A 26,200-nucleotide genomic window follows, 5' to 3' on the forward strand; every position below is an offset into this window, starting at 1 on the left:
CGTAGGGTGATCCGATGAAAGATGGCACCCTCTCTCTCGATGATCAGCTTTCCCAGCGTTTCATCGCACTGGATCCCAGCGGATATTTTCTGATTCGGGTTGATGAGGATGCAGGGCAGTTGGTGGCCGAGCACTATCGCAATGATGTTGACTCCAAAGGCCGAGCAACCGACCCAGAAACCGGTGAGGTGCTCAGTTGCCGGGGCGGAAGCCAACGCACTCCCTCTGTTTGTTACCGAGGGCGAACGGCCAAAGAGCTGGGAATCGCGCTCACGGAAGGTGATGGACCCCATCCGGTGAGCTGTCTTGATCATGCCCTCTATCTCGGACGGGAACTCCAGAAAGCGGAAGAGTGCTTGTTGAAGGGAACGACGTACGTTCAGGATTGAGTCTTTTTGAACGTAGTCCTCGCTCTCAGACGGGTTGAAGTTCCTTGGACGCGCTGGGTTCTTCAGGTGGCAGTGATTCAAGCTGTTCCCTGATCTCGCTTTGAACGATCGAGCGGTACTCGAGAAAGTGCTCGTTGTGAGCCAGAACCACGAGGAATTGCTCCAAAAGAGCCGGATTCTGCATCGCCATACCAAGCATGTAACGCCAGAAGCGTCCACGGGTGTTTCGCTTCAGACCTTGGCGCCAAATCACGATTGAAAGAGCTCGGAGATCAGTCAAGCTCGGCAGCTGGGTGGATCCCTTCCAGCGAGGAGCGCCCATCTTCAAGTAGTAGGAATACACCCGATCCATGTAGGCATTGGGTTCGTACAGAGCGCAGAACGCCTCCACGTACTCGTTGGCGATGTCCCGAATCGGTCTTGTGGGTTTGAAATTCAGGAGGTTGGTCTGATTCACGCCCTTTGCGGCGTCTTTGTCTTGGATCAGGCGGCCTTCCTTCTCGAGGCGATACCAAAGAGCGGTATTGGGGAGGGCCTGCAACATCCCCATCATCGCCGCGGGAATGCCCGTTCGCGTCACGAAGTCCACGATGCGACGACCTGCACCATCTTTTTCACCATCGAAACCGATGATGAACCCAGCCATCACGCGGATGCCATTGGCGGTGATGCGATCCACGGCCGCGTCAAGAGGATTGCGTGTGTTTTGGATCTTGCGGGAGGTTTCGAGGCTGGCCTCATCGGGCGTTTCAATGCCGAGGAACACACTTTCGAAGCGGGCTTCATGCATCATTCGCATCATCTCGTCGTCATCGGCAAGATCCACTGAAGCCTCAGTGGCGAAGCTGAAGGGATAACCACGCTCTTCTTGCCAGCGTTTGATTTCGGGAAGCAGCAACTTGGCATTGCGCTTATTGCCGATGAAGTTGTCGTCCACAAGGAAGATCGATCGTCTCCAGCCGAGGTCGTACAGGCTTTGAAGCTCGGCCACCAGCTGGTCAGGCGTTTTGGTGCGGGGTTTGCGGCCGTAAAGAACGATGATGTCGCAGAACTCGCAGTTGAAGGGGCAGCCCCGGGAAAACTGAACGCTCATGGAGTCATAAGCGTCGAGTTCGAGCAGATCGAAGCGGGGGATGGGGGTCGACGTCACATCCGGTTTTTCACCTTCTGAGCTGAACCGCCCGCCGCTGTCTCCCCTTTGGATGGCTTCGACAAACATCGGGAGGGTAATTTCTCCTTCATCCAGCACCTTGAAATCAGCATCCGCGATTTCGGGGGCGTCAGGTGTTGAGCTGGCGTAGGGCCCCCCAACGGCTACAGGAAGACAGCGACGCTTCGCTTCTTCGATCTGAACCTGCATGTCGTCCTTCTGGACGATCATTCCTGAGATCACGACCAATTCAGCCCAGTTCCACTCGGCTTCTGTGACCTCGCGAACATTGCGGTCAACCAGCTTCATCTCCCACTCCTGGGGGAGCAGAGCTGCCACAGTGACAAGTCCGAGGGGTGGGAGCAGAACCTTGCGGTTCACGAGTTCAAGGATTTTTTCGTAGCTCCAGAACGTCTTCGGGAACAGGGGATAGATGAACAGGGTGCGCATAATCCGAAGTCGCGTTTGTTGAGCTCTGGTGCTGACGGTCGACCCTGCTTGCAGACCCGTCCGATTCCTTTTGATTTCGATGCACGCAAGCTTAGGCGGGATCTGTCGTCTGGAGACCCGATTTCTGATCTAATGGTCCTGCATTCTGTGACTGCAATGGGAGTTGTTATTTATCTCGGCCTGGTGGGCGCTGGTCTTGTCACCGCAGCCGCCATCAGCTTGGTGTTACGTGGAATCAAACTGATTTGATCTCGGTCAGAACAGTGCCCCCACGGCGGCGAATTTCGACCAAAGCCAACACAACTCCGATCCCACCGGTGATGGCAAATGTGGCGGGCAGGCCAACGCTGATGCTCAACTGAGCTGCGATCAGGCCGCTGATTCCACCGCCGCCAAGAAAGGCAATCTGACTGAGTCCGGCCATACGGCCTCGCAAAATCTGATTGGATCCCACCTGGGTGATGAGGTTGCTGCTACTCAAAAGGCCTGCTGTTCCAGCGCCGATTAAAAAAGTCATCAGCAGGATGAACGAGATACTTCCTCCTCGCGCCATACCAAGCTGAGCCACAGCTGTGACCAGGCCAAACCCGGCGAGCGTTAGAGATGGACGCCTGCAGAAACTGTGACTGTTGCGTTGAAGAACGATTCCTCCAGCAATGCTTCCTAAGGCCAGAACACTGGTGAAAAGGCCCAGATCCATTGGGTCTGTTCCCAACTCCTGAGCGGCAATCAATGGGGCCAGCCCAGGGTGGAAAAAGCCAACGATGCACATCATTCCTGTGAACAGAACCACACGACGCAGGGTGGAGCCGCAGTCTCTCCAAGCCACTGCAAGCGACGATTCCTCGGTTGATGTACTGCGCTGCTCTCGCTCAAGCCGGGGATGAAGTAGCCAGATGACGCTGGCGATCGGCAGGAGGTAAGTGGCTGCATCGAGGGTCAGCGCTGTAGCGGGACCCGTGAGTGTGACGAGCCAGCCACCAATGGGCGGCCCCACTAATTTGCCAACGTTGAAGACCACGGAGAAACTCGTCAGATAAGGAGCGAGCTGGGCGTTGTCGTCAACCAGAAGAGCGCAGTACTTGTTGCGAGCTGTGAGTTCATAGGCCCCAGCGATCCCCACCAGAAGGGTGCTGGCCAGCAACATCAACACCTGAGGCAACCCATCTAGCCAAGGAATGGCGACAGCTCCCACGAGGCCTGATCCCAGCAGGGCCCATTGCGCCTGGATCAAAACCTTTTCACAGCCGATGCGATCGGTGCGGACCCCTGCCGGTCCGCTTACCAGCAGGGTTGGCAGCGACAGCGCTGCAAAATGAAGCGCCAGCACCATCGGGGCGGCGGTTTCATCCATGAGAATCCATCCCTTCGCTGTCAATCCGGCGAAGGATCCGGCGGTACTGACGCCAGAGGCGATCAGGAAAATGATGCGTTGGCGTTCATGCAGACCACTCCAGCTCACAGGTCGGCCCGTGCCGAGGCCACCATCGATGCCGCACCCACGATCTCTGCGCGGAGGTCGTAGATATCCGATCCTGTGATCTGGACAGGGATCATGGTCCCTGGTGCAGCCTGTAATCCGTCGGCCCTGGGCTCGATGTGAACCTCCCCATCCACCTCTGGTGCGAATCGGCCACAGCGACCGATCATCGCGCCGTTCGCAGGGTTGTGCTGTTCGATCAGGGCATCCACCGTGCGGCCGACCCAGCGCGCGTTGGCCGCTGCAGAGATGGGTTGCTGAAGCGTCATCAGACGATCTTTCCTAGCCATGGCGATGTCGGCATCGACGGGGTCGGGTAATTCGGCCGCGGCCGTTCCCTGTTCCGGCGAAAAGGTGAACACCCCGACGTGATCGAACCGTTGCCGCTCCAGAAAACTCGCCAAATGCTCGAACTGCTGCTGAGTTTCCCCTGGAAAGCCGACGATCAAGGTGGTGCGCAGCACCGCGTCGGGTAATTGGCTTCTGATCTGATCGAGCAGCCGCTCATTCACATCGGCTTGCCAGGGGCGATTCATGGCGCGCAGCACCTCTGGATGGCTGTGTTGCAGTGGCAAGTCGAGATAGGGCAGCACATTGGGCACATCCCTGTATGCACTGATGACCTCGTTGGTTAGGCCTGTGGGGTAGGCGTAGTGAACACGGATCCAGGGAATCTCCACCTCCCCGAGGGCCTGAAGCAGATCTGCCAAGCGTGGGCGCCCATACAGGTCTAGGCCGTAATTGGTTGTGATCTGGCTGATCAGGATCAGTTCTTTCACGCCTTCCGCGGCCAGCTGATGCGCTTCTGCCACGATTGATTCAATTGGTCTCGAGCGCTGATTGCCTCGGAGGTGGGGAATGATGCAGAAGGCGCAGCGGTAGTCACAGCCTTCGGCAACTTTCAGGTAGGCCACGGCCTCTCCGGTGGTGCGATGGCGCGGAAGTCGCTCGTCGGCCACGAAAGTGGGTGTTTTGCTGACCCGGTTCACCCGTTCTCCGGCCTCCACCCTCTCCAGCACTTCCACGATGTGCTGGTAGTCGCCAGTTCCCACAATCGCCTTCGCTTCGGGGAGGGATTCCAGAAGCTCTTCCTGGAAGTGCTGGGCCAGGCATCCGGCGATGATCAGCTCCTTTCCCTGCTCAGCCAACCCGACCAGCGTCCGCACGGATTCTTCCCTTGCGTCCTGAATGAAGCTGCAGGTGTTCACAACCACCACGCTCGCGTCGGATTCATCGCTGCTCACCCCATAGCCCGCTTCACTGAGAAGACCGAGCATGTGTTCGGTATCGACTCGGTTCTTCTCGCAGCCCAGATGGGCAAACGCCACCGTTGGCTTGGTGCTGGCCCCGTCTCGGCCAGGACGTCGGTCCGGGGACATGGGCATGGCGAATCAATCAGTCACCATAAATCCCGTTCCCACTCCTGCCAGAATTCACCCATTCTCTGCAGCTCGCATGGCCGCCAGCAGACTGACTAGCCGCCGTCGCCAAGACCAGGGCTCCAAATGGGTGCGGATCGCCATGGCCGTGCTGGCCACCGTGGGCGTGATCGACACCGGTTCGATCACTCTTAAGCGTTGGGGTCTGCTGGGGAATCTCAACTGCCCGATGTCCGCGGACGGTTGCGACAAAGTCCTCAACAGTCCTTGGGGAACGCTCTTTCAGGGAGACGGTTTCAGCGTCCCGCTCTCGTTTGTGGGGTTTCTGGCCTACTTGGCTGTGTTGATCATGGCCCTGGTCCCTCTCTTGCCAGGACTGTCTGAAAATCGCGGCGATCTGGCACGGCGCACTTGGTGGGGACTATTCGCTGTATCCCTCGGAATGGCGGTCTTCAGTCTTGTGCTGGTAGGCCTGATGGTGTTCAAGATCCAGGCGTTCTGTTTCTTCTGCGCTCTGTCCGCCACCCTGGCCATTCTTCTATTGATTCTCGCTGTTGCTGGCGGGGGCTGGGACGACCCGTCCAAGCTGTTCTTCCGTGGCTTCCTCCTGGCGCTTGCCGTGTTGCTGGGAAGTTTGATTTGGGCCTCCGTTCTCGATCCGGAGCGTCCGGATGTCGCAGTCACGGGCCCTGGAGCGCCTCCTTTGGTGACGACTGAAAGCACACCGGCCAAGGTGGCTCTGGCGGAACATCTCACCGCCAATGGTGCCGTGATGTACAGCGCCTACTGGTGCCCCCACTGCCACGATCAGAAACAGGCGTTCGGCAAGGAAGCAGCGAAAAAACTCACGGTGATTGAGTGCGCTGCGGATGGCCAGAACAGCCAGCGTTCTCTGTGTGAGAGCAAGAAAATCGAAGGTTTCCCCACCTGGGAAATCAACGGAAAACTTGATTCAGGCGTCAAGCCCTTGGATGTGCTGGCCCGTCTTTCCGGTTTCAAGGGGGGGAGTGATTTTTAAAGGGTGATGTGGCCTGGTTCCTTCAATCGATGACCGGTCGGGTGTGGATGGTCTTGCCTTTGACCTGGCGGCTGTGGCATCGCCACTGCGGAAGTGGTGTCGGGGCATCACCGCGGAAGTGGCCTCCCCTGCTTTCGGTGCGAAACAGGCAAGCCTCCAGCAGCAGTCGGCTTGCCTGCTGGCGGTGATGAAGGTCCAGGAGAAGATTGATGTTGCTGCGACAGCTCTCTTCCAGCAGGAAGCATCGATCTTTGTCCTGACGACGCATCGCCTCAAGAAGCGGGCTTGATTGCAGCGCCGCGTTGGCCTTGAGAAGCTCCCGCAAGGTCTGTCGCATCCCGATCACGTGTCGATCGACTCCAGCTACATCCCAGCAAGCTGATCGGAGTGAGTTGATCGATCGGCTCAGGGATTCAGCAGCAGGCCCTGGCCATGGCATTGGGATCTCCATCCCGAAAGGCTCCAGACCTTTGCTTGAAATTGTTGGTGCGCTGCGGTCATTCAGGGTGATGTTCCTGAGCCTCCCGGCGAACACAAGGCATTCCATCAATGAGTTGCTGGCCAACCTGTTGGCACCATGCACCCCTGTGCTGGCCACCTCCCCAACGGCAAAAAGGCCGGGAATCGTTGTGGCCGCCTGCAGATCCGTGGCGACCCCTCCCATCCAGTAGTGCGCGGCTGGTGCCACTGGGATCGGATTCTGCAAAGGGTCGAGTCCGTATTCCCGGCAGCGCTCGAGAATCGTCGGAAAACGCCGTTCGGCCTTGTCTGTTGGAATCGGTGAGAGATCCAACCCAAGACTGCTCAATCCTTGGTCGCGCATGCATCGCAGCAGGGCTCGGCTCACCTGATCGCGTGGAGCAAGATCGCGCTGGGGAAGCGCTTCCACAGGACTTCGTCCGAAGGGATCCACCAAGACGGCGCCTTCGCCACGGACGGCTTCGGAGATCAGAAAACAGGGCGCATCATCGCGTTTCAACGCCGTGGGATGGAACTGAACAAATTCGAGATCGTCGACTGCCGCACCGGCTTGCCATGAGAGAACAACGCCTTCACCACAGGCTTGGGGTGGATTCGTGGTGTTGGTGTAGAGATGGCCTCCGCCTCCTGTCGCCAGGACAACCGCTCGGGCTGCAACCCAATGCAGCCAAGGGCCATCAAGAACCTGAACCCCGCAGCAGCGTTGATCTTCAACCCAGAGTTGGGTGACCCGGACGCCGCGTCGATGGACCAAGCCTGGTCTCGCCTCGACGCGCTCTCGTAGGACATCCACCAAAGCCCTTCCGGTGCGGTCCTGCACGTGCAGGACCCGATGCTGGCTGTGGGCTGCTTCCAGTGTGGTCGCCAGAGACCCATCGGGATTGCGGTCAAACGCCATGCCGAGGGAGAGCAACCGGTCAACGCAGCGGGGTGCCTGGTCCACGAGGAGTCGAACGGCATGGCCATCGCAGAGTCCTGCACCTGCCTTCAGGGTGTCTTCCCCATGGCAGAAGGCGGAGTCATCAGGACCGGTGACGGAGGCGATTCCCCCCTGCGCCCAGCGACTTGAAGATCGTCGACCGGCATTCCGGTTGAGAAGGAGAACGTTCAGCTCAGCAGGGAGCTCCAGGCAGGTCATCAGGCCAGCTGCGCCTGCTCCAACAACCACGACATCCCAGGGGCCGTTGTGGATCGGATCCTGGGGTGTTAGACGCGCTTTGCTCATCGGAGCTTGTCGTAAACCACCGCTCGACCCGGCGGTTTAACCATGACGCATTCTCAGCGGTACTGCCCGTCGTTAATCCTGTCGAAGCCCTCGTTGAGCGCAATCGACGGTGCTGTCACAGTGAAATTGTCGCGGTACTTCTCGAAGAGTTCCTTCTGGCGGTCGGTGAGATCAAGAGACAACACGTCATCCACACTGTCGTAAGGACCGCCCAGCACGATTTTTCCGGCCAGGGTTGGGTACATCCCAGGAAATTGCTGGAAGCGCCGGACGGATGAATTGTTCAGATCAACCTTGTCGCCGCGCTCGGCAATCTTGTCGTCAGCCACATTGCGGATGTCAGCGGCCTGGACGCTGGAGGGCATGCTCAGGCTCATCAGCAAGCCAGCCATGACGACGAGACCTGTCAGCCAGGACAGCAGACGCTTCATGAAATTCTCCGTCTGAGAATCGGAAAGGGATGATGCCGGCAGAACCGACCAGCAAACCTTACAAGTGCTCTTCCCAGGCACCGGCATAAAACCACAGGGTTTTTGCAGTTCGTTTCAGATGAGACCGCTCAGGCCTGGTGCCAGCAAGGAAATCCCAAAGAAAACTCCATCAATGACCAAAGTGGTGAACAACACTGATGTTGCAACTGCCCATGCCGAAGCGTGGTCTCCAATCCGATCAACTCTGGAACGGCATTCGGACACCAACTTCGTGATCAATGCCGCTGCAAGAATCACGACCAGGAGAGACTTTGGTGTTAAGACCTGAGAGGCTGCGCTGCGAAGCAGAGCTGGTGCCTGGTCGGCTGTGGCTGTGACCACCTCTGGCCACAGACTCATCACCCCGGAGATGGCCATCGAGAGATCGGTGAAGGCGGTTCCGATCAGGGACGCCAGATAAAACGCGCAGGCGCAGCGCCACCGAGTGTTCAGTCCTCCCACAGCCAGTGGCAGGGCGAATGCCTCAACCGGTAAATGCAGAACAGGGTGAGCAGGCAACCACCCCCAAAACAAACTTCCTGCCATCCAGCTGCCACTGAATCCCAAAAGGAGGGCTCCAAGATCGCGCTGTCGGTTGTGATCAGCCTTGAGGTTGATCAGGATTCCCGCCACGGCAAGGACAATCCCGAACAAACAAGAGCTGAACGGTTGGTGACGGACCCATGGTGCCTGCACAAACACAGGCATCACCACGAGAACAGAGGCCCAAAAGGGAAGCGATGTCAGAACGACTGAGGCAGGAAGCCTCTGCGTGCCCAGTGCCGGATTTTGCATCAGCCCACTGGACAAGGCCGCACCTCCAAACCGTCAAGAAAGAATCGAAACCTTAGAAGATTTGAACGTGGCTGCGGGCTGAGTGCTCAATGTTGAGCAGCACTGGCGTCCTTGGCCTGATGGGCATAGCGTCCGACCACCCAACCATTGGAATCTGCGGTGTCGGAGCCCGGTCTTCTTGAAGCCATTTGGAGAGATTTCGTTCTCGGCGTTGTGCAGGGGCTTACTGAGTTTTTGCCCATCAGCAGCACAGCTCATCTCAAGATCGTGCCGGTGCTTGCCGGATGGGGTGATCCAGGAGTCTCTGTAACCGCAGTGATTCAACTGGGCAGCATCGTGGCGGTGATCGCTTACTTCAGAGCGGATCTGGCCGGTGTTTTGAGAGGGATGAGTGGTGCTCTGCTCAGGGGGCAGTGGCGGGAGCCGGAGGCACGGCTGGGAATCGCCATGGCGATTGGAACCATTCCGATTCTCTTCGCTGGGCTCGCGATCAAACTTTATTGGCCCGGTTATGAAACCTCGCCACTGCGCAGCGTGCCTGCAATTGCTGGTGTGTCCATCCTGATGGCTCTGCTTCTTGCTTTGGCAGAACGTTTGGGACCGCGCTCCAAGCAGCTCGATCAGGTGCAGGGACGGGATGGACTCGTTGTGGGCTTGGCTCAGGTCCTGGCACTGATTCCCGGTGTTTCCCGTTCCGGTAGCACCCTCACTGCTTCGCTGTTTGACAGTTGGAAACGGCCCGATGCAGCTCGGTTTTCTTTTCTGCTGGGCATTCCTGCCATCTCGATTGCTGGACTGGTCGAACTTAAAGATGCTTTCAGTGAACCCAGTGCTGGTGGGGTACTGCCCCTGATGGTGGGCATCATCTCTGCCGCGGTGGTGTCCTGGCTAGCGATTGACTGGTTACTCAAATTCCTGCAGCGACACAGCACCTGGGTGTTTGTGATCTACCGGCTGCTGTTCGGAGTTCTGCTACTGGTCTGGTGGGCCGGTCCTGGCTCAAACTGAAACCAGTCGAATCCATTCCGTGTGGAATGAACCCTCCGCAGGTGTTGCGGTTGCCGCTCTCGATCCGTCGAGCGTTGGACGTCAGCCCCAGCCCGCGATCGTTGCATCGGTGGAGCCTGGCTCGATCGGTGAAGATCTCGGCTTCGAACCCGGCGATCAGTTGCTGAGCATCAATGGTGTTCGACCGCGTGACCTCATTGATTACCGCTATCTGACCGTTGAGGAAGATCTCATCCTCGAGGTACGAGACAGCGAGGGGGAGCTCCATCGTGTGGAACTCGAAAAGGATGCGGATGATGGTCTCGGGCTTGCTTTTACAGAGGCGCTATTCGATGGCTTACGCCAATGCACCAATCGCTGCCCGTTCTGTTTCATCGATCAGCAGCCGCCAGGACATCGCGACAGCCTCTATCTGAAAGACGATGACTACAGGCTCAGTTTTCTTTATGGCTCTTACTTAACGCTGACCAATCTCGGTGAGGGCGACTGGAACCGGATTGAAGAGCAACGCCTCACCCCCCTCTTTGTGTCGGTGCATGCCACAGACCCAGGCCTCCGTTCTCGGTTGCTTGACAACCCACGGGCGGGTGATCTGCTCCATCAGCTCCAGTGGTTCGCGCAGCGCGGATTGCAGATTCATGCCCAGGTTGTGGTCTGCCCGGGGATCAACGATGGCGATGCTCTGATGCAGACACTCACTGACCTTGTGCGGTTTGGTGCTGGTGAATGGCCGGCTGTTTTATCAGTCGCAGTGGTTCCTGTTGGGTTGACGCGATTCAGGCCTGCGCAGGATGGACTTCGCGCTGTCACCCCGTCGGACGCTCTCAGGGTGATTCAGGCTGTGGAGCCGCTTCAGGACAAATTTCAGAGACAAATCGGCAGTCGGTTCGCCTGGCTGTCTGATGAGTGGTATTTGATGGCTGGTCAGCCTCTGCCGCCTAGAAGCAACTACGAAGATCTCCCCCAAGAGGAAAACGGTGTTGGCACCATCCGAGCGTTTCTTGAATCACTAGATCAGGCAACTCAGACGCTCCCTGAAAGGATCGATTCTCCGCTTCGCAGCAGTTGGGTGGTGGGCCGTTTGGTGGATCAGGCTCTGGCGCCAGTGCAAGCACGCCTCAATCAGGTTGATGGGGTGACGTTGTCGCTCCATGGGCTGCCGAGTCCCTACTGGGGCCAGGATCAGGTGGTGACCGGCTTGCTCACAGGCGAAGACCTTCTGCATGGACTCAGGGATCAAGTTTTGGGGGATCAGCTGCTCCTGCCTTCGGTGATGCTTCGCCAAGGAGAGCCTGTGTTTCTTGACGACATGACGCTTGATCAGCTGCAGCAGCAACTGCCAGTGCCGATCCGGATTGTGCATGGAGCAGCTGACATCGTGTCTGCTGTCCTGGGACAGCAAGTCAAAACCTCCTAAACTCCGCTCAGCCCCGGAATCATTGTGCCTCGGACTGCTGCACGTCTCTTACTCATTGCGGGAGTTTTGCCCTTTGTCATTGGGGTTTCATCGAGGGCTCAGGAAGCATTGTCTGCTGGTTCTGCATCAACTGCAGATGGTTCGGAGCTCATTGACCAGTCGACCCTTCCCACTGCGACAGAAATCAAAGGCACAAGGCCGAAATCGGATCCTTCAGTCCTTCCTCCAGCCGCAACGACGCTTCCTGAGGGGCAACAAACTCTCCAGGCGCCACCGCCACTCGCACTGCCTGATAAGCCTGCTCAGGTCAGGATTCGTGAGCTTCGCCCTCTCACGCTCGCCGAAGTTGAGCGTTTGGTTGAAGTCAACAATCCCAGCCTGAAAGCAGTCGCTAGTGAGGTACAACAGGCGAAATCATCTCTTCGAGCAGCACTGTCGTCCTGGTATCCCACTCTCAATCTTAATGCTAACGGATTGCCTCAATATCTTTCAGGAGAGCGGCAGTCATTTAATACCGATTCCAACTTCAATCCTAATCAAAGTTCTGACTTCGATAATCCAAATAATCTCGATTCTTTGTCTGATCGGTCCTCGGGGGGGTCAAGACGCACTGTTTCATCGCGTTGGTCTGCAAATTTTGCCGCACAGTTGAATTGGAACCTTATCGACCCTGCAAGGGTTCCGCAGATTTCAGCAGCGCGAGATAATTATGAGCGTACTCAAGACACGTATTTGATTGCACTGCGTGATCTTCGTCTTGAGGCAGCTAACGCTTTCTTCCAACTTCAGCGTCAAGACGAACAAGTACGAATTGGACAGCAGTCCGTAAGAGCATCGCTGGTTAGTCTCCGCGACGCCAGAGCCCGTTACCAAGCAGGCGTGGCCACGAAGCTCGAAGTCTTAGAAGCTGAGACACAGCTGGCTCGGGATCAGCAGCTTCTCACCAATGCACTTGGTGCTCAGGTCTTCGCTCGCCGATCTTTGTCGAGTCTGATGGACTTGCCCCAAGACATCACCCCTACCTCTGCAACTCCCGCTCGTGTTGTCGGTTTGTGGGAGCCTTCACTGCAGGAAAGCATCATTGCGGCCTACACGTTCCGCGAGGAATTGGACCAGTTCCTGCTCGATATTTCTATTAATAACAGCAATGCCAACGCTGCTTTGGCTGCGGTTCAACCAGTTCTGAGTATTTTCAATAATTTCAATACGCAGCGTTTTCAAGGTGAGGCCAACGCGTTTCCGCCTGTTAATGATGACGTTAATGGGTGGAGTTTTGACAATTCTGTTGGTCTATCGGCCCGTTGGAACATTTTTGATGGTGGACGGGCGCGTGCCGAATACCGTCGTAACAAGCAGGCGGCAGAGGAAAGTCAATTCAATTTTGCTTCGGAGCGCGACAGGATCCGGCTTGAAGTTGAGCAGAGTTTCTATGAACTCAGGGATGCGCAGCAGAACATCCGCACGACAACAAGAGAAGTTCTGTCTGCCACCGAGTCCCTGCGGTTAGCACGGCTGCGTTTTCAAGCGGGTGTGACCACACAGCGTGAGGTCGTCGATAACCAGCGTGATCTCACCAGTGCTGAGGTGCGTTATGCCGACGCAATTCTCGATTACAACTCCAATCTTGCTGGATTAAGGCGGCGTACAGGGCTTGATCAAGTTGCGGCTTGTCCTGAGCTCAAGCTGCCAGGTACGAAGCCTGAGGTTGATGAAATGGAAGCTGTTCCGATCGAACCAGTCCCCAACATTCCAGCCTGTGAGGCTTCTCAGCTCGGCGCCTGAGTCTGGGCCTGTGACCCCAGCTCCTCTATCGCCGACTCAGCTGCTGGCTGTCCATCAACTGCTTGACCATGTTGCTGAAAGACAACGTCAAGACTTTGGCCACATCGTGTCCGATGTCAAGCCAGATGGGAGTTTGATCACCGCTTGTGATCGCTGGAGTGATGCGACTCTGGTTCAAGGTCTTGGAGAGATTTCACCAGGGGAATGCACCCTTAGTGAGGAAGGCGACAAACGATGCCCGAGTACGTCAGCGTTCTGGGTTGTTGATCCATTGGATGGGACAACCAACTTCGCTGCAGGTATTCCTTATTGGGCGATCTCAGTGGCGCGCTTTGTGGATGGTCAACCGATGGAGGCGTTCTTAGAGATTCCTTCCTTGAAACAGCGCATCGTGGCGATTCGTGGTCGTGGTGCCTGGCGCAATGGCAAGCGGCTGACGACTGAAACCCGTCTGGCGGCAGGAAGTGCCTGCGTATCCCTGTGTAGCCGAGCAATTCGGGTGTTGCAGCGCCGCCATCAGGAGCCGTTCCCAGGAAAGATTCGTCTGCTTGGGGTTGCCAGCCTCAATCTTGTGAGTGTGGCGATGGGGCAGACCGTGGCTGCATTGGAGGCTACCCCCAAAATCTGGGATCTTTCCGCGGCTTGGTTAGTGCTGTCGGAGCTTGGTTGCCCTGTTCTTTGGTTGCGTGAAGATCCAACCTCTCTTGTCCCCGGTCGTGACCTCTCTGATGTGGGTTTCCCAGTGCTCGCAGCCAGTTCCGAGGATCAGCTGACGCGGCTCAAACCTTGGGGGCAGTCCTTGCTTCTGTCTTAATGCGGTTTGTAGTTGCTTGAGAGGGGGTGGGAGGTGTTATGGTTATGGACTGCGCGGGGGGCTGAGGCCTGAAGCGCAGCTTTCAAGCATGAAGGGCGTGAGCTTGTAGTGTTTGGAAGTGCTTACAAGGCCAAAGGGGAGCGATCCCACGGTGTTGTAAGTTTCACAAGCGGTCGCGAGACCGCACCGCCAACCGCTTCTGCAAGGGAGCGCGACGGCAGAACCTGGACAACTGAAAAGTTTAGGACTGACGCTTTCATCGCGTTTGTTGCTGATGAATCAACTGAGAAGTTGAGGAGTGAGTGATGAATGAAAGAGCGATGAAGTGTGAGGTCCCGTCAACAACATTCGTTGCGAGAGCATTGTGCTACAACTTGAAGTTTTCACGAGCTTTTGAGTTGTCGGTGTGCGCAATGTGGAGCAACAACCGGATCTGAGATCCTGGAAAGTCACGAAGGAGAGATTCTAAGTGCACTCTTTTGAACCCTTCTGTCAGAGGAAGGAGGCATCAACTGTGATCAGTACGCCAGTGCTGATGAATGGGTGAAGCAAATCATTTTGAGGATGCGCGAGCATTCAAGAGGAAATGATCTACAACGGAGAGTTTGATCCTGGCTCAGGATGAACGCTGGCGGCGTGCTTAACACATGCAAGTCGAACGAACCTTCGGGTGAGTGGCGGACGGGTGAGTAACGCGTGGGAATCTGCCCTCAGGAGGGGGATAACGGCTGGAAACGGCCGCTAATACCCCATATGCCGAGAGGTGAAATGAATTTCGCCTGAGGATGAGCCCGCGTCTGATTAGCTAGTTGGTGAGGTAAGAGCTCACCAAGGCATCGATCAGTAGCTGGTCTGAGAGGATGATCAGCCACACTGGGACTGAGACACGGCCCAGACTCCTACGGGAGGCAGCAGTGGGGAATTTTCCGCAATGGGCGAAAGCCTGACGGAGCAACGCCGCGTGAGGGATGAAGGCCTCTGGGCTGTAAACCTCTTTTCTCAAGGAAGAAGATCTGACGGTACTTGAGGAATAAGCCACGGCTAATTCCGTGCCAGCAGCCGCGGTAATACGGGAGTGGCAAGCGTTATCCGGAATTATTGGGCGTAAAGCGTCCGCAGGCGGCCCTTCAAGTCTGCTGTTAAAACGTGGAGCTTAACTCCATCATGGCAGTGGAAACTGTTGGGCTCGAGTGTGGTAGGGGCAGAGGGAATTCCCGGTGTAGCGGTGAAATGCGTAGATATCGGGAAGAACACCAGTGGCGAAGGCGCTCTGCTGGGCCATAACTGACGCTCATGGACGAAAGCCAGGGGAGCGAAAGGGATTAGATACCCCTGTAGTCCTGGCCGTAAACGATGAACACTAGGTGTCGGGGGAATCGACCCCCTCGGTGTCGTAGCCAACGCGTTAAGTGTTCCGCCTGGGGAGTACGCACGCAAGTGTGAAACTCAAAGGAATTGACGGGGGCCCGCACAAGCGGTGGAGTATGTGGTTTAATTCGATGCAACGCGAAGAACCTTACCAGGGTTTGACATCCTGCGAACCTCTTGGAAACGAGAGGGTGCCTTCGGGAGCGCAGTGACAGGTGGTGCATGGCTGTCGTCAGCTCGTGTCGTGAGATGTTGGGTTAAGTCCCGCAACGAGCGCAACCCACGTCTTTAGTTGCCAGCATTTAGTTGGGCACTCTAGAGAGACCGCCGGTGATAAACCGGAGGAAGGTGTGGATGACGTCAAGTCATCATGCCCCTTACATCCTGGGCTACACACGTACTACAATGCTACGGACAAAGAGCAGCAAGTTCGCGAGGACAAGCAAATCTCATAAACCGTGGCTCAGTTCAGATCGTAGGCTGCAACTCGCCTACGTGAAGGAGGAATCGCTAGTAATCGCAGGTCAGCATACTGCGGTGAATACGTTCCCGGGCCTTGTACACACCGCCCGTCACACCATGGAAGTTGGCCACGCCCGAAGCCGTTACTCCAACCCTTGTGGAGGAGGACGTCGAAGGTGGGGCTGATGACTGGGGTGAAGTCGTAACAAGGTAGCCGTACCGGAAGGTGCGGCTGGATCACCTCCTAACAGGGAGACAAACAACGATTTTGATGTCTGAGTATTTTATTCTTAGGCCGAAATCCTGTCACCTTAGGTCGATCGGTACCTCAGCTTTGAAGCCATCAAATTTGCAGCGATGCAAGTGAGGATGGTGGAGATTTTTAGTTCCTAAACTTTGTCTAGGTCACACCCCTGAAGGGATGAGACTCCTGGGCCATTAGCTCAGGTGGTTAGAGCGCACCCCTGATAAGGGTGAGGTCCCTGGTTCAAGTCCAGGATGGCCCATTCGGTGTTGGGGGTTTAGCTCAGTTGGTAGAGCGCCTGCTTTGCAAGCAGGATGTCAGGAGTTCGAGTCTCCTAACCTCCACTGACCAAACTGTATCCCCATCTCCAAAAGGAATTGGAGTATGAATTCGATTGGAGTGTGATTTTAGACGTGTCCGCTGGATGACCCCAGCTTCCTGTCATTCCAAATGAAAGCAAAAAAATTTTGCTAGTTAAATTTGGTTGATAAGATGCTGGGCTCGAGTCAAATGATCAAGCAATTGATGATTTGATTTGAAGTTCTAGCAGAACCTTGACAACTGCATAGGTAAGTCTGGAAAGAATAAAGCATCTCTCATGGATGCATCATTCTTTTTAAGGATGATGTCGATTCTTGAGCAAGAGCCGAGACTCCATCACGTTCTTTTGATTGTGTCGAGCAATCAAGAGTTTGATTTTTGATTCAGCAATGAATCAGGAAGAATCTGTTTCAACAACAGCAAGCGTGTTGGAGATTATATGGTCAAGCTACAAAGGGCTCACGGCGGATACCTTGGCACACAGAGGCGATGAAGGACGTGGTTACCTGCGATAAGTCTCGGGGAGCTGGAAACACGCTTTGATCCGGGAATTTCCGAATGGGGCAACCCCTAGAACGGCCAGCTGAATCTATAGGCTGGCGCGAGCCAACCCAGCGAACTGAAACATCTTAGTAGCTGGAGGAAAGGAAAGTAAAAACGACTCCCTAAGTAGCGGCGAGCGAACGGGGAAGAGCCTAAACCGACAGTTTCGACTGTCGGGGTTGTGGGACAGCAATGTGGATCAGGAATGTTAGTGGAAGTGTTTGAAAGACACGCCACAGAAGGTGAAAGCCCCGTACACGAAAACTGAACTGACCTAGCTGTATCCCGAGTAGCACGGAGCACGTGAAATTCCGTGTGAATCAGCGAGGACCACCTCGTAAGGCTAAGTACTCCTGTGTGACCGATAGCGAAACAGTACCGCGAGGGAAAGGTGAAAAGAACCCCGGGAGGGGAGTGAAATAGAACATGAAACCGTGAGCCTACAAGCAATGGGAGCCCTACTCATAGGGTGACCGTGTGCCTGTTGAAGAATGAGCCGGCGACTTATAGGCACTGGCGGGTTAAACCGGAAATGGTGGAGCCATAGCGAAAGCGAGTCTGAATAGGGCGTTTGTCAGTGTTTATAGACCCGAACCCGGGTGATCTAACCATGGCCAGGATGAAGCTTGGGTGATACCAAGTGGAGGTCCGAACCGACTGATGTTGAAAAATCAGCGGATGAGCTGTGGTTAGGGGTGAAATGCCAATCGAACCCGGAGCTAGCTGGTTCTCCCCGAAATACGTTGAGGCGTAGCGTCTCGTGCTCCAGCAGGGGGGTAAAGCCACCATTTCGGTGCGGGCTGCGAGAGCGGTACCAAATCGAGATGAACTCTGAATACCCTGTGTGTAGCGAGGCAGTCAGACTGTGGGGGATAAGCTCCATGGTCGAGAGGGAAACAGCCCAGACCGCCAGCTAAGGTCCCCAAATCAACACTAAGTGATAAAGGAGGTGGGATTGCCCAGACAACCAGGAGGTTTGCCTAGAAGCAGCCATCCTCAAAGGAGTGCGTAATAGCTCACTGGTCGAGCGATCCTGCGCCGAAAATGAACGGGGCTAAGTGTTGTACCGAAGCTGCGGATTTATGGTAGGGGAGCGTTCTATGTGGGGCGAAGCGTTAGCGTGAGCGGGCGTGGACTGCATAGAAGTGAGAATGTCGGCTTGAGTAGCGAAAACATGGGTGAGAATCCCATGCACCGAAACCCTAAGGGTTCCTCCGGCAGGCTCGTCCGCGGAGGGTTAGTCTGGACCTAAGGCGAGGCCGAAAGGCGTAGTCGATGGATAACAGGTCAACATTCCTGTACCGGTTATGTTTTGGGAAGAGGGACGGAGAAGGCTAGCCAAGCCAGATGTTGGTTACTGGTTCAAGCGTTCAAGGCGTTGAGGAGCGGCGAAAACGTTCCGAGCTGAGGCGTGAGTACGAGCTGCTACGGCAGCGAAGTTGGTGATGTCAAGCTTCCAAGAAAAGCTCTATACCCGTTAAGGCATAACTGCCAGTACCCGAAACCGACACAGGTGGGGTGGTAGAGAATACCGAGGTGCGCGAGGTAACTCTCTCTAAGGAACTCGGCAAAATGGCCCCGTAACTTCGGGAGAAGGGGTGCCACCGCAAGGTGGTCGCAGTGAAGAGGCCCTGGCGACTGTTTACCAAAAACACAGGTCTCCGCTAAGTCGCAAGACGATGTATGGGGGCTGACGCCTGCCCAGTGCCGGAAGGTTAAGGAAGCCGGTCAGCGTAAGCGAAGCTGGCGACTGAAGCCCCGGTGAACGGCGGCCGTAACTATAACGGTCCTAAGGTAGCGAAATTCCTTGTCGGGTAAGTTCCGACCCGCACGAAAGGCGTAACGATCAGGGCGCTGTCTCGGAGAGAGGCTCGGCGAAATAGAATTGTCTGTGAAGATGCGGACTACATACACCCGGACAGAAAGACCCTATGAAGCTTTACTGTAGCTTGGTATTGTGCCCGGGCTCTGAATGCGCAGGATAGGTGGGAGACGTTGAAGCAGTGCTTGTGGGTGCTGCTGAGTCAATGGTGAGATACCACTCTTTCAGAGCTAGGGTTCTAACGTTCACCCGTTATCCGGGGAGCGGACAGTATCTGGTGGGCAGTTTGACTGGGGCGGTCGCCTCCTAAAAGGTAACGGAGGCGCGCAAAGGTTTCCTCAGGCTGGTTGGAAATCAGCTGACGAGTGCAAAAGCAGAAGGAAGCTTGACTGTGAGACTACAAGTCGAACAGGGACGAAAGTCGGCTTTAGTGATCCGACGGTTCTGAGTGGAAGGGCCGTCGCTCAACGGATAAAAGTTACTCTAGGGATAACAGGCTGATCTCCCCCAAGAGTTCACATCGACGGGGAGGTTTGGCACCTCGATGTCGGCTCATCGCAACCTGGGGCTGAAGTCGGTCCCAAGGGTTGGGCTGTTCGCCCATTAAAGCGGTACGCGAGCTGGGTTCAGAACGTCGTGAGACAGTTCGGTCCATATCCGGTGTATGCGTAGGAATATTGAGAGGATTTCTCCCTAGTACGAGAGGACCGGGAGGAACGCACCTCTGGTGTACCAGTTATCGTGCCAACGGTAAACGCTGGGTAGCCATGTGCGGAGTGGATAACCGCTGAAAGCATCTAAGTGGGAAGCCCACCTCAAGATGAGTATTCCCATGGGGTAACCCAGTAAGGTCACGGGAAGAACACCCGTTGATAGGCTCTACGTCGAAGTCCAGTAATGGATGCAGCGGAGGAGTACTAATAGACCGAGGGCTTGACCATTAATTTGGCTCTTGTCTGAGGCAAGTTTTATTTAGACCAGACCCATTATCTGAAGTGAGAGCTTTGGGTAATGACCTATGCAGTTCTCAGGGTTCAACCCTTGGGAATGTATCTATCCTGGTGTTCATGGCGCTGTGGACCCACTCCGATCCATCTCGAACTCGGTTGTGAAACGCAGCAGCGGCGACGATATTTGGGGGGTAGCCCCCTGAGAAAATAGCTCAATGCCAGGTAAAACATTCCAAACGAAGAAAGCCACCCCTTGGAGGGGTGGCTTTTTTTGTGCCTTATTTTCTTTGCACGCTAGTTTGGAGTATTGGTGCAAATGTGATCTGATGGCCAAACGGCTGCTTCTGCGCCGAATCGTGCGTTCGCTTTGGTTGGCTTATCAACGCTGGGCAGGAAGTGATTGTATTGATCTCAGTGCTGCTTTTGCCTATTACACACTGCAATCGATTTTCCCAATTCTGCTGATTTCTTTGTCCCTCGCTTCATTCTTGTTGGGTAGGCAGGATAATCTCGATCAGCAGATCATCTTTTACGCCAGTGGTGCTCTGCCACCGCCTGCTGTTTCAATCGTGAGGCAAACGTTGAATCAGCTTGTTCAGCAGGGCTTTGGTGCCGGACTTCTCGGTGCAGCAGTCCTGCTTATCACTGCGGGTAACGTTTACCTCACTCTGCAGCGTGGCGCTGATCGTCTTTGGAGGGATGTGCTTCGCCCTCTGCCAGAGTCCATGCCCTTTGGCGCACAAGCTTTTCAGTTTGTACGGGTACGAATTGAGGCCTTCTTTATTGTGATCCTGATCGGTCTTCTGATTGTTGCTGATCAAATTAGTGTCAATTTGCGGATGATTCCTGCTGGTGTAGTGCAGGATTTTCAGCAATCTCTGCCCTGGCTCGGGGATTTCCTTGATGCGCTTCCTTTGCTCCAGGTTGGACGTGTGTTGTTCTCTTTTGTTGGGTTTTCATCGATGGCTCTGCTTTTGCAGGCGCTTCTCCCAAGTCGTCGCGTGCCATTTATCCCTTTAATTCCAGGATCTTTGCTGATTGGTTTTTTGCTTACAACTTTGAATTTAGCGGTGAGTCGAAGCATTCTTTCTCTGGGTGCTCGCTTTCAAGCCTATGGTGTTATTGGTGGCGTCCTAGTGCTCACATTGTGGGTGTATATGGTTGGTGTTGTGATCTATTTTGGTCAGTGCTGGAGTGTTGAGCTCGCTTTGATGAGGCAGAAGCAGTGTGGAGATCCGCTTGCTTCTCGTGTCCATTGATCAGCGAATCAAGTAATTATGGATTGTGTTCGTTCATGTGAGGCTGTGGATGGGTCGTGTTCCTCCTCTTGTCTGGCTGCTTGCTTTGCTGTTGTTGCTGCCCACGACGGCTGGACGCGCTTTGGTCGGGATTTTTGGCGGAGCTGCTCTTCTGCTGCTGACGCTCTCTCTGGTTTTGGGAGGTCTCGGTTGGTTGGGTTGGAAACGGATGAAAAGCCAGTTCAAGGTCTGTGGCAATTGCGGTACGACCAATCTCGGCTCGGCGTCGGTTTGCGCAGCCTGTGGTTCTGCTTTGGATATGGGTTCTCAACCATCGGCAAGCAGTTCCTTTGATGCTGATGCCACACCCGCGAGTTCGGCGACCATCGATGTCAGCGCTGAGGACGTGGAGTCATGAATAGGCAGTGAATACTTGTGAGTACGTCTTCTAGGGGTTTGATTTCGTATCGGCATTCAATGCAAGTTCATTCAGCTTTCGTTCGCGCAGATAGAGAAATAGTGGGCCACCGCAGGCAAAAGAAATGGTGACACATGCAAGGAGTGTGAATTGCCAACCTTTGACATCCAGGCGTCGGCCCTCTACAACGATCCAGATCGTGAACGCGCTTGCGGCCACCAAGAGATCACGGCTGAGTGAGCGTGAAGCGGCTGTGAGATTGGCATCTGAGATGAAGCCTGCGAGATCGAAACCACCCGTTGAACTGGATTGAATGAATTCAATGTTCGCTTGCCAGGGAAGAATGCCACCGAGAACAGCAAGCAGCAGGTAGATCCATGGCAACGCTTTAGGCACGAGGTGGATTCTCCGTTAATTCACGTTCCAGCGTATCGGGGTTGAGTTGGGCAACGCTCTGTTCGATCTTGTTCAGCAGTTCTTCGCATCGGTTCAGATAGATCTCGGCCCGTTGATGGCCTCCTTGCAGTTCAGCTAAGGGGATTGAATCATCCTGGAGTTTCGTCAGCAGCAGATCCAGTGCTTGGAGCGACTCCTCATAGCTGAGAGATTCTGCATCCTCCCGCCACTGGCGCTGGGTGTCATTGCCTTTTGGTTTCGTTGGACGCGGCATCGGGATGCTTGGGTGCTGTTGTGGTGCTCTCTGCAGTTTGAGAGGACTCAGGGTCTGGACCTGACTTCTACTGTGCTGACGTCGATCTCTCCGTCGCTGAGGTGAATCACCAGTGGCTGAGATGGACTGGCTTCGGCAACGGATTGAAGCAGGCGCCCCTCGCTGTCGGTGACCGTGGCGAATCCACGGGCCAGCCATCGTTCAGGTGACAGGGCCTGCAGCAGCCGTCTGCGTTGGTCCAGACGATTACGGCGATCTGCGACGACTGCTATTGGATCAAAGCGCGTTAACGCCATCCGTCTCTGTGCCAGCCGTTCCTGCTCTCTGTTCAGTCTCCAGGTCTGATACTGAACCAGCTGAGTTCGGCATTGATTGAGGTACTGCAGTGCCGCGTTCCGGTTGGGAAGAAGAGTCACAATCGCTGCGGTCGGCGTAGCAGCTCTGAAATCGGCCACAAGATCCGCAACTGTTAGATCGTCTTCATGGCCTAAACCTGTCACCACTGGGACTGGGTACTGCGCCAACGTTCTGCAAAGCGCTTCATCATCGAAGACCATCAGATCCTCGCGACTCCCTCCCCCTCGCGCCAGAACGATGGCATTCACATGCAATGCCTCGATTTGATCGGCCAGTCGTTCGAGTACAGCGCAGATCCGTGGTCCTACCTCGCCTTGGACGGGGATGGGAATCACGAGGAGCTCGGTCAGCGGCCAGCGTTCCCGCGCCGTGCGCAACATGTCGGCGAGAGCTGAACTCGGAACGCTCGTGAGGAGTGCGATCCGCTCGGGTGCAGGTGGAAGGGCCCTCCGCCTCGAGGGATTGATCAATCCTTCTTTGCTGAGAACCGCTTTAACCGCTTCAAAGCGGCGCTCGATCGTGCTTCTGCTGGGACGCAGGTCGATCGCCTGAATGGCAAGGCTTGCTCGAGTGGCCCAAAAGTTCAGTTTCCCCACCACCGTGACGCCTTCGCCCTCAGCGGGCACGAAGTTCAACTGCTGCAGCCTTGAAGCCCAGCAGACAACAGTGATGCTGGCGTTTCCGTCGCTGAGCGTTAGCCAGAGATGCCCTTTCTTGATCTGCGGACGCAGGGCGCTGCCGTGCACCAGAAACCTTGGAGCAAACCCTCGTTCGAGAAGGGCTCCGACGGAGGCATTTAACTCCTGTACGGAGTAGCTGGGAATGGAGTCAGCGTTCAAGGCGTCGGTAGGCGAACCCCCAGTACAAGCAGATGGCACTGGACAACACAATGACGACTTGCCCCCAAGGCCGGTTCAGTTGAGTGAGGGCTATGGCAAGAATCACCAATCCACTACTGAGCAACCTGGCACCATCGCGGCGGTTCTTGGCAAAAAAAGTAGGCAATTGACTCACAATGCGGCTTTCACTCTCGCGTAGAGCGCTTGTCACAAAAAAACCCACCGGTGACCGGTGGGTAATACAACGGATTGGTGCTTGATGCCGAAATCAGCCGAGGCCGATCTGGGACAGGATGCCCTGGCCGGTGAGCAGTTCGGTGCCAAGGCCGATCACGAAACCGAGCATGGCCAGACGGCCATTCCAGGTTTCAGCAAAGTTGACGAAGCCGAAGCGGGGTTGCGCGGAGTCAGACATGGTGGAAGGTTCCTAACGGATCCAATGTAACAAAGGGTTGACTTTTATTGACTGTCGTTACGGCGACATCACGGAGCTTTTTTGGTTCTGCGTGTTGCGACGGCCTCCGCCGGAGATTCAGGCCAGGGATGCTTGGGGTACCGGCCGCGCATCTCCTTGCGAACGTCGTGATAGCTGCCTTCCCAGAATCCCCGTAGATCCCTCGTGCGCTGCAAAGGACGGCCCGCCGGGGAGAGCAGTTCCAGGGTGATCGGAAGGTTGCCGTTCAATAGGTGAGGACTGTCTGTGCAGCCGAACATCTCCTGAAGCTTCACGGCGAGAACGACCCCATCCTCTTCGTAGGTCAATGCCGCATCGCGCCCACTGGGGATGCGAATTGTTGTGGGCAGCAATGCATCCAGTTTGCGCCGAAAGTTCCACGCAACGTCTCCCCAAAGCGCTTCAATCAGGCTCGCTTCATCCAGCGCCCCCCAGCGGCGGGATCCCAGGCTTGCTTCTCTAAGCCAAAGCTCAGGATGATTCTGGAGGAAGGACCTCTCACGGCATGGCCAAGGTGTACCGATGCGCTGGTGGGCCAGCTGAAGCCGTCGGCGAAGTTGCTCGCTGTGTTGACTCCAGGGCAAGAGCGTTAGCCCCTCACGCCTGAGCTGTTCGAGTAAGACAGCACTGATGGCATCGGCCGAAGGGTTGGACCAAGGCTGACTCTTCAGCTCTAGAGCGCCGAGAGAGAGAACCCGCTCCGCGCGGATTTTCTGTTGTCGGTCGTCCCAGTCGACGTCTTCCCGCCACTGCCCTTCGGATTCAGCGACGCTTTCAAGCCAGCTCCTGGGCATGGGGATGGCCAGGCGGATCCGTGCGTCGCGACCACTGAGATCGAGCTGAGCCACGGCGAGCGCTTCGGCATGGATCAATGGGTCGTGTTCTGGAAGCGTTGCTCCTCGTCCTTGCCTCAGCAAAAACTGTCCCGGGCGTTGGTCGCGGGCTAGAGCGAGCCATTCGGGGAAAGCCTTGGCGACCAGGTGTCCAGCCATCACGTCCCATGATTCCCGCGGTTTTGTGCCGCAGGGGATCTCGGTGAGCCCTGCCAGCTGCTGTTGCCATTGCTTGCTCTGCTGAAGGATCGTCCCAGAACTGGTTGTCCCATCTCGTCGCCCCGATTGCCGAAGCAACTGAAGTCTGCGGAGGAGGTCGCACCCCTCAGAACGGGCGCCAGGGAGGTCTCGTTCGCTCAGAAGTGCCGCGAGATCACAGCCAAGTCGCTCCAGTCCCAAGCGACGAGCTTCAACCATCATCAGTCCCAGCCTGGGATGAACGCCGAACATCGCCACGTGATGCCCTCCCTTCGTGATCTGTCCTTCTGAATCGATGAGACCGAGCTGCTGCAGTTGCTGACGCCCTTCAAGAAAGAGGGCTTGTGGAGGTGGCTCCAGCCATGCCAGCTCCTGCCCTAAACCCGCTCCCCAGCGGGCGAGATCGAGCAGAGTCGGTTGTGGATCAGCCCGTTGGAGTTCTGGTAGATCCTGCAGAGGGCGACGCTGTTGTTCTGCAGGAGACCACAGGCGGACGCAGCGCCCAGGCGCCTGTCGGCCGGCACGCCCCCGTCGTTGATCAGCGCTGGCTTGACTTGCAGGAACCGTCTCCAGGCCCTCCATGCCGGTACCCGGGTCAAACCGTGTGTGCCGGCTCAGGCCGGCGTCGATCACCAGTCGAACGCCGTCCAGGGTGAGTGAACTTTCAGCGATCGATGTGGCGAGCACCACACGGCCATCCCATTCGTGATTGCAGGGCTGCAGTGCGTAAGCCTGCTGGTTCAGGGTCAGCAGGCCGTGAAGAGGAACGGTCTCCCAGGTTTTCAGCCGGTTTGAGCTTCTGATCTGTCTGAGGCAGCGCTCGATCTCCTTGATGCCCGGCAGGAATACCAGAACAACCGGCGGATGGGGGCTGATCAGTCGTTCGTTTTCGAGATACGGAAGCTCCGTCTCAAGCGCGCGGAACACATGTTGTTCAAGGGGCTCCTGCTGGCGCCGTGGACAGTGGAGGGTGTCCACGGGAAAGGCCCGTCCATCGCTGCGCAGGGTCCTGGCCCCGCCCAGCTGTCGGCTGAGATCGCCCAGCTGAAGTGTGGCTGACATCAGCAGCACCCTCAGATCCGGCCTGAGCAGCTCCCTGGCCTCTCGCAGCAGTGCTAAGGCAACGTCGCTGTCGCGACGGCGTTCATGAAACTCATCGAAGATCACACAGGCCACCCCGGGGAGGTCGGGTTGTGCCTGAAGCCTGCGCAGGAATAAGCCATCGGTGATGGCTTCAATGCGGGTCTTTGAGGACCGCCTTTGTTCGTTGCGTACCGAGTACCCCACCCGTTCGCCGATGGGTTCGCCGAGAGAGTGCGCAAGACGTGCTGCTGCTGCCCGCGCTGCCAGTCGCCTGGGCTCGATCAGAAGAACCCTGCCTTCAATGCACTGTTTGCCGGCAAGCTCGCCGAGCAGCGCCAGCGGAACCCGGGTCGTTTTTCCGGCACCAGGCGGAGCTTGCAGGATCACAGTGGCACCTGGGATCAGCAAAGACTGCAGCTCTGGCAGCAGGGGATCAATGGGGAAGGGACCCGTCAGGGGCTGCTCCCGTTAGCTGAGTAGCTCGAGAACTCCCAGTAGGAGCAGGCTGCTGAGCGCTCCCATGGCTGCGAGGAGGCGGACAAG

General features: G+C 56.2%; 21 protein-coding genes, 2 tRNA genes and 3 rRNA genes. 14 read left to right on the forward strand and 12 right to left on the reverse strand.

Features of this window, described 5'->3' with window-relative positions; genetic code table 11:
• Nucleotides 1-14 precede the first annotated feature (14 nt).
• Entirely contained in the window at nt 15-389 is a 375-nt protein-coding gene (locus WH7805_RS10530; protein ID WP_006043068.1) for a DUF4346 domain-containing protein, read from the forward strand.
• Nucleotides 390-414: 25 nt separating this feature from the next.
• Here WH7805_RS10530 and WH7805_RS10535 read toward each other — a convergent pair whose 3' ends face one another.
• Complete coding sequence (locus WH7805_RS10535) at nt 415-1,989, reverse strand: B12-binding domain-containing radical SAM protein (RefSeq protein ID WP_006043069.1); 1,575 nt, start codon at nt 1,987-1,989, stop codon at nt 415-417.
• Between the two features lie 48 nt (nt 1,990-2,037).
• On the opposite strand from WH7805_RS10535, the gene WH7805_RS15000 reads away from it, so the two are divergent.
• On the forward strand, nt 2,038-2,238 hold the full coding sequence (locus tag WH7805_RS15000; protein ID WP_232198996.1) for a hypothetical protein: 201 nt from the start codon (nt 2,038-2,040) through the stop codon (nt 2,236-2,238).
• Here WH7805_RS15000 and WH7805_RS10545 read toward each other — a convergent pair.
• Together WH7805_RS10545 and rimO are read right to left on the reverse strand one after the other, a co-directional pair.
• Nucleotides 2,225-3,451, reverse strand: a complete 1,227-nt coding sequence (locus tag WH7805_RS10545; protein ID WP_006043071.1) for an MFS transporter — start codon at nt 3,449-3,451, stop codon at nt 2,225-2,227. The two genes, WH7805_RS15000 and WH7805_RS10545, sit on opposite strands and share 14 nt — an antisense overlap.
• The gene (gene rimO / locus WH7805_RS10550) at nt 3,448-4,854 is read right to left on the reverse strand and encodes a 30S ribosomal protein S12 methylthiotransferase RimO (RefSeq protein WP_006043072.1); all 1,407 of its coding nucleotides are present in this window, start codon (nt 4,852-4,854) and stop codon (nt 3,448-3,450) included. The genes WH7805_RS10545 and rimO overlap by 4 nt, the downstream gene beginning before the upstream one ends.
• A gap of 70 nt (nt 4,855-4,924) precedes the next feature.
• On the opposite strand from rimO, the gene WH7805_RS10555 reads away from it, so the two are divergent.
• Nucleotides 4,925-5,866, forward strand: a complete 942-nt coding sequence (locus tag WH7805_RS10555; RefSeq protein WP_006043073.1) for a vitamin K epoxide reductase family protein — start codon at nt 4,925-4,927, stop codon at nt 5,864-5,866.
• A 22-nt stretch (nt 5,867-5,888) separates the two neighbouring features.
• Here WH7805_RS10555 and nadB read toward each other — a convergent pair whose 3' ends face one another.
• The 3 genes from nadB to WH7805_RS10570 all read right to left on the reverse strand — a co-directional run bounded on the left by nadB (nt 5,889) and on the right by WH7805_RS10570 (nt 8,836).
• A complete protein-coding gene (gene nadB, locus WH7805_RS10560) occupies nt 5,889-7,571 on the reverse strand; it encodes an L-aspartate oxidase (RefSeq protein WP_006043074.1) in 1,683 nt (560 codons plus the stop codon).
• A 53-nt stretch (nt 7,572-7,624) separates the two neighbouring features.
• Nucleotides 7,625-8,002 carry a photosystem II complex extrinsic protein PsbU gene (gene psbU, locus WH7805_RS10565; protein WP_006043075.1) on the reverse strand — a complete coding sequence of 126 codons (378 nt, stop codon included), beginning with the start codon at nt 8,000-8,002 and terminating at the stop codon, nt 7,625-7,627.
• Nucleotides 8,003-8,116: 114 nt separating this feature from the next.
• The gene (locus tag WH7805_RS10570; RefSeq protein WP_006043076.1) at nt 8,117-8,836 is read right to left on the reverse strand and encodes a DUF3120 domain-containing protein; all 720 of its coding nucleotides are present in this window, start codon (nt 8,834-8,836) and stop codon (nt 8,117-8,119) included.
• A gap of 147 nt (nt 8,837-8,983) precedes the next feature.
• Between WH7805_RS10570 and WH7805_RS10575 the strand changes: the two genes are divergently transcribed.
• The 11 genes from WH7805_RS10575 (at nt 8,984) to WH7805_RS10625 (ending at nt 21,223) form a co-directional block, all read left to right on the forward strand.
• Nucleotides 8,984-9,844: an undecaprenyl-diphosphate phosphatase gene (locus tag WH7805_RS10575; protein WP_006043077.1), complete on the forward strand. Its 861-nt coding sequence runs from the start codon at nt 8,984-8,986 to the stop codon at nt 9,842-9,844.
• A gap of 19 nt (nt 9,845-9,863) precedes the next feature.
• Nucleotides 9,864-11,261 (forward strand): TIGR03279 family radical SAM protein, encoded by a 1,398-nt coding sequence (locus WH7805_RS10580; protein WP_006043078.1) that lies wholly within the window; start codon nt 9,864-9,866, stop codon nt 11,259-11,261.
• Between the two features lie 66 nt (nt 11,262-11,327).
• Nucleotides 11,328-13,043, forward strand: a complete 1,716-nt coding sequence (locus tag WH7805_RS10585; protein ID WP_232198997.1) for a TolC family protein — start codon at nt 11,328-11,330, stop codon at nt 13,041-13,043.
• On the forward strand, nt 13,018-13,857 hold the full coding sequence (locus WH7805_RS10590; protein WP_006043081.1) for an inositol monophosphatase family protein: 840 nt from the start codon (nt 13,018-13,020) through the stop codon (nt 13,855-13,857). Before WH7805_RS10585 ends, WH7805_RS10590 begins: the two co-directional genes overlap by 26 nt.
• A 593-nt stretch (nt 13,858-14,450) precedes the next feature.
• Nucleotides 14,451-15,935, forward strand: a 16S ribosomal RNA gene (locus tag WH7805_RS10595).
• Between the two features lie 184 nt (nt 15,936-16,119).
• A tRNA-Ile gene (locus tag WH7805_RS10600) sits at nt 16,120-16,193 on the forward strand.
• 9 nt (nt 16,194-16,202) lie between these two features.
• A tRNA-Ala gene (locus WH7805_RS10605) sits at nt 16,203-16,275 on the forward strand.
• Between the two features lie 418 nt (nt 16,276-16,693).
• Nucleotides 16,694-19,558, forward strand: a 23S ribosomal RNA gene (locus WH7805_RS10610).
• Between the two features lie 116 nt (nt 19,559-19,674).
• Nucleotides 19,675-19,791: ribosomal RNA gene (gene rrf / locus WH7805_RS10615) — 5S ribosomal RNA — on the forward strand.
• Together the 16S, 23S and 5S rRNA genes with 2 tRNA genes alongside form the textbook arrangement of a ribosomal RNA operon.
• A 102-nt stretch (nt 19,792-19,893) precedes the next feature.
• Nucleotides 19,894-20,826 (forward strand): YihY/virulence factor BrkB family protein, encoded by a 933-nt coding sequence (locus tag WH7805_RS10620; RefSeq protein WP_006043082.1) that lies wholly within the window; start codon nt 19,894-19,896, stop codon nt 20,824-20,826.
• Between the two features lie 49 nt (nt 20,827-20,875).
• On the forward strand, nt 20,876-21,223 hold the full coding sequence (locus WH7805_RS10625; protein WP_038005408.1) for a hypothetical protein: 348 nt from the start codon (nt 20,876-20,878) through the stop codon (nt 21,221-21,223).
• Between the two features lie 30 nt (nt 21,224-21,253).
• Here WH7805_RS10625 and WH7805_RS10630 read toward each other — a convergent pair whose 3' ends face one another.
• From WH7805_RS10630 to hrpB, 6 genes are all read right to left on the reverse strand, one after another.
• A complete protein-coding gene (locus WH7805_RS10630; RefSeq protein WP_006043084.1) occupies nt 21,254-21,619 on the reverse strand; it encodes a DUF2834 domain-containing protein in 366 nt (121 codons plus the stop codon).
• Nucleotides 21,612-21,893 carry an exodeoxyribonuclease VII small subunit gene (xseB, locus tag WH7805_RS10635; protein ID WP_006043085.1) on the reverse strand — a complete coding sequence of 94 codons (282 nt, stop codon included), beginning with the start codon at nt 21,891-21,893 and terminating at the stop codon, nt 21,612-21,614. The genes WH7805_RS10630 and xseB overlap by 8 nt, the downstream gene beginning before the upstream one ends.
• Nucleotides 21,894-21,940: 47 nt before the next feature.
• On the reverse strand, nt 21,941-23,089 hold the full coding sequence (gene xseA / locus WH7805_RS10640) for an exodeoxyribonuclease VII large subunit (RefSeq protein ID WP_006043086.1): 1,149 nt from the start codon (nt 23,087-23,089) through the stop codon (nt 21,941-21,943).
• Nucleotides 23,079-23,255, reverse strand: coding sequence for a hypothetical protein (locus WH7805_RS14760; protein WP_198005751.1), 177 nt, complete (start codon nt 23,253-23,255; stop codon nt 23,079-23,081). The genes xseA and WH7805_RS14760 overlap by 11 nt, the downstream gene beginning before the upstream one ends.
• 102 nt (nt 23,256-23,357) lie before the next feature.
• Nucleotides 23,358-23,504: a chlorophyll a/b-binding protein gene (locus WH7805_RS10650; protein ID WP_006043088.1), complete on the reverse strand. Its 147-nt coding sequence runs from the start codon at nt 23,502-23,504 to the stop codon at nt 23,358-23,360.
• Nucleotides 23,505-23,572: 68 nt separating this feature from the next.
• Nucleotides 23,573-26,095: an ATP-dependent helicase HrpB gene (hrpB, locus tag WH7805_RS10655; protein WP_038004658.1), complete on the reverse strand. Its 2,523-nt coding sequence runs from the start codon at nt 26,093-26,095 to the stop codon at nt 23,573-23,575.
• Nucleotides 26,096-26,200: the final 105 nt, after the last annotated feature.

The sequence above is a fragment of the Synechococcus sp. WH 7805 genome, from assembly GCF_000153285.1.
Lineage (GTDB): Bacteria > Cyanobacteriota > Cyanobacteriia > PCC-6307 > Cyanobiaceae > Synechococcus_C.

Bases quoted from the DNA above. Each gene is read 5' to 3' on its own strand.
- WH7805_RS10530 (WP_006043068.1), top strand. From the start codon at position 15: ATGAAAGATGGCACCCTCTCTCTCGATGATCAGCTTTCCCAGCGTTTC.
- WH7805_RS10535 (WP_006043069.1), bottom strand. From the start codon at position 1,989: ATGCGCACCCTGTTCATCTATCCCCTGTTCCCGAAGACGTTCTGGAGC.
- rimO (WP_006043072.1), bottom strand. From the start codon at position 4,854: ATGCCCATGTCCCCGGACCGACGTCCTGGCCGAGACGGGGCCAGCACC.
- WH7805_RS10555 (WP_006043073.1), top strand. From the start codon at position 4,925: ATGGCCGCCAGCAGACTGACTAGCCGCCGTCGCCAAGACCAGGGCTCC.
- nadB (WP_006043074.1), bottom strand. From the start codon at position 7,571: ATGAGCAAAGCGCGTCTAACACCCCAGGATCCGATCCACAACGGCCCC.
- psbU (WP_006043075.1), bottom strand. From the start codon at position 8,002: ATGAAGCGTCTGCTGTCCTGGCTGACAGGTCTCGTCGTCATGGCTGGC.
- WH7805_RS10570 (WP_006043076.1), bottom strand. From the start codon at position 8,836: ATGCAAAATCCGGCACTGGGCACGCAGAGGCTTCCTGCCTCAGTCGTT.
- WH7805_RS10620 (WP_006043082.1), top strand. From the start codon at position 19,894: ATGGCCAAACGGCTGCTTCTGCGCCGAATCGTGCGTTCGCTTTGGTTG.
- WH7805_RS10625 (WP_038005408.1), top strand. From the start codon at position 20,876: ATGGGTCGTGTTCCTCCTCTTGTCTGGCTGCTTGCTTTGCTGTTGTTG.
- xseB (WP_006043085.1), bottom strand. From the start codon at position 21,893: ATGCCGCGTCCAACGAAACCAAAAGGCAATGACACCCAGCGCCAGTGG.
- WH7805_RS10650 (WP_006043088.1), bottom strand. From the start codon at position 23,504: ATGTCTGACTCCGCGCAACCCCGCTTCGGCTTCGTCAACTTTGCTGAA.